The 4,163-nt window shown below is 65.7% G+C and carries 4 protein-coding genes; all 4 read left to right on the top strand.

Annotation, left to right across the window (positions count from 1 at the left end):
* Positions 1-11 precede the first annotated feature (11 nt).
* The 4 genes from ABZ807_RS21135 (at position 12) to ABZ807_RS21150 (ending at position 4,073) form a co-directional block, all read left to right on the top strand.
* Positions 12-386 (top strand): hypothetical protein, encoded by a 375-nt coding sequence (locus ABZ807_RS21135; protein WP_357160443.1) that lies wholly within the window; start codon positions 12-14, stop codon positions 384-386.
* On the top strand, positions 386-3,250 hold the full coding sequence (locus tag ABZ807_RS21140) for a hypothetical protein (protein ID WP_357160446.1): 2,865 nt from the start codon (positions 386-388) through the stop codon (positions 3,248-3,250). Before ABZ807_RS21135 ends, ABZ807_RS21140 begins: the two co-directional genes overlap by 1 nt.
* A 68-nt stretch (positions 3,251-3,318) precedes the next feature.
* Entirely contained in the window at positions 3,319-3,738 is a 420-nt protein-coding gene (locus ABZ807_RS21145) for a YbaB/EbfC family nucleoid-associated protein (protein WP_357160449.1), read from the top strand.
* Positions 3,735-4,073 (top strand): hypothetical protein, encoded by a 339-nt coding sequence (locus tag ABZ807_RS21150; RefSeq protein ID WP_357160452.1) that lies wholly within the window; start codon positions 3,735-3,737, stop codon positions 4,071-4,073. Before ABZ807_RS21145 ends, ABZ807_RS21150 begins: the two co-directional genes overlap by 4 nt.
* Positions 4,074-4,163: the final 90 nt, after the last annotated feature.

Below are 4,163 nucleotides of genomic sequence, written 5' to 3' on the forward strand. Positions count from 1 at the left end.
GGGAAGACACGATGCAGAACATCGTCATCAACGAGAGCTACCTGCGGAAGTTGCAGGCCACCTACGCCGACCAGGTCGATGAAATCGACCTGATGTACGGCAAGGTCTACCCGTACGGCGCCCTGCCGGAATCGAAGGTCGACTTCACGAAGCCGTTCAAGCTGCACCTCGGCGCAAAGGGCTTCACCGAGGCGGAGGACCTGGCGTCGGCGATCGATGCGACTCGATCTGGCCTGGCCACGCGCTTCAAGAGCGCGCGGGGCGAAATCAGCATGTTGGAGTACGGCATCAAATTCCTGCTGGCCGACTCCGAGGCCACCGAACAGTTGAACACGTTGAGCGCCGAGCAGTTCGAGTACTTCATGCCCCAGTCCGGTGGTTCGTGATGACGAGCACCGCGACGATCGAGGACGCCCTGGCGAGCATTCTGGGACTGGTACTCGGCGGCGGAGAGTCTGGGGACAAGAGTTCCATCAACGACAGCTTCCGACCGCAGACCATCAAGGGCCCCGGTTTCTGGCTGATAACCCAGAAAAGCACGCTCAAACACACCGGCGGTTGGGCGCCCGAGTACAACAAGGACGCGGTCACCTTCTACAGGTGGACCCAGGACGGGTCGACCAAGGACATCACCCGGCTGACGGTGTGGGTGGGTGTGACCAACAAGGACAACCAACAGGGGCAGGAGCGCAACACCACCGACCCGACGAAGACGATCAACGGCGAGAGCAACCCGGTCGTCTCGCTCGGCGCGGCGTGGGAACGGATCCGCGACGACATACCCAAGGTGGCCGGGGTGGGTACCTCGTTCGACCCGAACTCGATCGCGGCGGTTCGCGAGATCCTGGGCAACCTGACCTCCCACGCGATGAAGATCTCGGGTGAGCTGACCGATGAGATGAAGTCGGTGAACGTCAAGAACCCCGAGTTCAAAGGCTCCGCCGAATCGGCCTGGTACCACCGGGTACAGAGCGCGAACCGGTACCTCAGCGACATTTTGCCCCAGTTCACCCGCTGGAACACTGCGTTGTCCCAGGCCGAGACGGCCATGAAGGACTTTGTCAAGGCGCTGCTGGACGCCATCGACAAGTGGTCCCAGATCACCCCGGCCGGCACCTGGCAGCACCCGTACCGGGTCATTGCCGCCATGTTCAACCAGAGCACTCTCGCCTACGCCGACCTGCACAATGGCCAGTCGAACGCCTGGGACCTGGGCACCCAGTACGCCAACACCGGGGACGAAGAAGCACAGGAACGCCGTGACGGAACCACGGTCGGAGGAAAAGACGTAGGTACCGTCCTGTGGACGCCGCCGTCCTGGCTGAACTACCACTCGTTCGATGCCTTCAACATCGGCGAGTGGAACAAGCTGGACCATCATCTGCGCCAGCTGTGGGCCGACAACGTCATCAACACCTTCGCACCGGCGCTGATCGCGGCGAAGAACCTGGTGACGGTGTTCGCGGACGCGCGCAACCCGATGCACATCACCGACCCGGATCCGGTACCACCCCTGCCGATGCCCAACAACCTTGGGATGCCCAACTGGGACAATGCGTTCCCTAACTGGGACAATGCGTTCCCTAACTGGGACAATGCGTTCCCTAACTGGGACAATGCGTTCCCTAACTGGGACAATGCGTTCCCTAACTGGGACAACGCGTTCCCCGACTGGGGCAATGCGTTCCCCAACTGGGACAGCGCATTCCCCAACTGGGGCAGCGCATTCCCCAACTGGGGCAGCGCATTCCCCAACGGCGGCGCCATGTTCGCATCCGGCGGCGTGGGCGATCCGTTCCCAAACGGCGTGGATAATCCCTTTGCCAATGGCGGTGTGGACACGCTCTTTGCCGGCGGCGGTATGGACACTCCGTTCACCAACGGCCAGGACAGCCTCATTCCAACTAGCTCGTTCAGCAAGTTGGACAATCCATTTGCCAACGGCGCCATGGACAGTTCCTTTGCCGGTGGCGGCATGGACACTCCGCTTGCCGACGGCCAGGACAACGGCTCCATGTTCAGCAAGTCGGTCAATCCGTTCGCCGACAGCGGCTTTCCGGTCAGCAGCTCGCAGCTATTCAACAAGCTGGCCGAGCCGCAGACGTTGGGTGACCTGACGCCGGCCCAGTTGCGGCAACTGGATTCGGCCGGACTGCTGGACGACGTGCCGCTTTCTGCTGAGCAGGCTGCCTACCTGCGGGAGAACGGCCTGGCGGTGCCGAACGGTACGACGACGCTCGGTCAGCTCACCCCGAATCAGCTCGCCGCGCTGCAGAAGGGCGGGCTGCTGGACCAGACCCCGCTCACCGACGCCCAGCGGGCGAACCTCGGGCTGACCGACCCGCAGACGTTGGGTGACCTGACGCCGGCCCAGTTGCGGCAACTGGACTCGGCCGGACTGCTGGACGACGTGCCGCTCTCTGCTGAGCAGGCCGCCTACCTGCGGGAGAGCGGCCTGGCGGTGCCGAACGGTACGACGGCGCTCGGTCAGCTCACCCCGGATCAGCTCGTCGCGCTGCAGAAGGGCGGGCTGCTGGACCAGATCCCGCTCACCCCGGCCGAGCGGGCAAACCTCGGGCTGACCACCCCTTCGGGCCAGTCCGGCGGGGCAGTATCCGTACCAGGACTGGACCTGAGCAAGCTGCCGTGGCACGACATTGGGCCGACGTCGCCGGTGGACAGAAATCCGTTCCCGACCACGGTCGATGGCAAAGAAGTGTCGTTCAAACCGGACATAAGCGGGATCGTCACCCCCCCGCCGCTCGGCGACGTCACCAAACCCGGTGCGGCCGTCTTCCCGGCCATTCCCGGCGTGCAGGTCGGTACCGGTGGCCTGTCGTCGGTGCCCGGCGTGTCCGGCTCGGCCGGGGCGCTGAGCCAGGACGGGTTCGGCCGGCCCGTCGGCGGTCCGGGTGGGGCCGGCTCGGGTGCCGGCGTGACCACGGGCGCGGGTACCGGCGCTGGTATCACGCAGACGAGCCCGGGCGGCATGCCGTTCGGTGGGATGCCGTATATGCCGGGCATGCCGGGCATGTTCGGTGGCACTGGCCAGCCCAACCGGGACCGTGACCGCCAGCGCAGCACCTGGCTGAAGGAGGACGAGAAGGTCTGGGGTACCGACCCTGACTGTGCGCCCGCGGTGATCGGCCGGCGTGGCCGTAACAGGCGGGTAGAGGACGACGAGTACGACACGCCTGCCGACGAGCGTCCCGGCTCCCAGGACGAACGCCGCCCGTACCGGGGACGGTGAACCACCGTCGCGCCGGGGGTGAACCCGCCGCCACGGTCCAGCCGTGGGTTTGTTGAGGAGGTGCCGTAATGAGTTTGGGCGATGAGGAACTGCTGGCCGAGATGCGCTCGGCCTTGAAGGATGTGGAGGCCACGGCCGACCGGGTGCGCCAGCGTGTACGCGAGGCGAAGACCACCGTGGAGGACAAGAAGAAGCTGCTGTCGGTGACCGTGGGCGGCCACGGCGAGCTGACCCGGATCACCTTCAACGGGGACGCCTACCAGCAGCTCGCGCCGGCCGAACTGGCCGACCTGATCGTGACCACGGCGCGTACCGCCCGCGAAGGCGCCCAGCGCAAGGCGATGGCCGGTACCGCCGAGCTGACGGGTGACCTTTCCCGGCTCGGCGACACCGCGCGGACGGCGGCGACGATGGAGGAACTTATCGAGGGCATCGTGGGCGCGGTCTCTGGCGGGGACGACCGGCGGCGTGGACGGGCGGCGTCGTGAGTGCGTCACGGATCGAGTTCTCCGGGGACGACCTGGCGCAGCGGGTGCCGTTGCTGGCCCAGTTCCAGGAGGACCTGATCAAGACGGTGAACCCCCTGGTTGATATCGCCGCGTGCCGGTGGGCGGACGATGTTCCCGAGGATGACGAGGTGACCCTGCAGGCCCGCGCGGCCGTGCAGGGCATGCTCATGAAGTACGTGTTCCCGGCGTTCGTCGAGCTCGGTGATGTGACCGGAATCCAGCACGACAAGTGGGACTTCGTCCGCCGTATCGCGGACAACACCGAGGCCATCAGCGACGAGATGGTCGGGGACCTGGGCGGCGGCCGGTACTGAGTTTCTGTCGGTGTAGCTGAGTTGCCCGGGTCCGGTTGAGGTTCGCCGGGCCCGGGTTCCCGGTCACAGGTAGAAAGGGAGCGTCGCGCG

The organism is Micromonospora sp. NPDC047548, assembly GCF_040642975.1.
In the GTDB taxonomy this organism is placed as follows: Bacteria; Actinomycetota; Actinomycetes; order Mycobacteriales; family Micromonosporaceae; genus Micromonospora.

Excerpts from the sequence above, each read along its gene's own strand:
- ABZ807_RS21135 (WP_357160443.1), top strand. The coding sequence starts at position 12 with ATGCAGAACATCGTCATCAACGAGAGCTACCTGCGGAAGTTGCAGGCC.
- ABZ807_RS21140 (WP_357160446.1), top strand. The coding sequence starts at position 386 with ATGACGAGCACCGCGACGATCGAGGACGCCCTGGCGAGCATTCTGGGA.
- ABZ807_RS21145 (WP_357160449.1), top strand. The coding sequence starts at position 3,319 with ATGAGTTTGGGCGATGAGGAACTGCTGGCCGAGATGCGCTCGGCCTTG.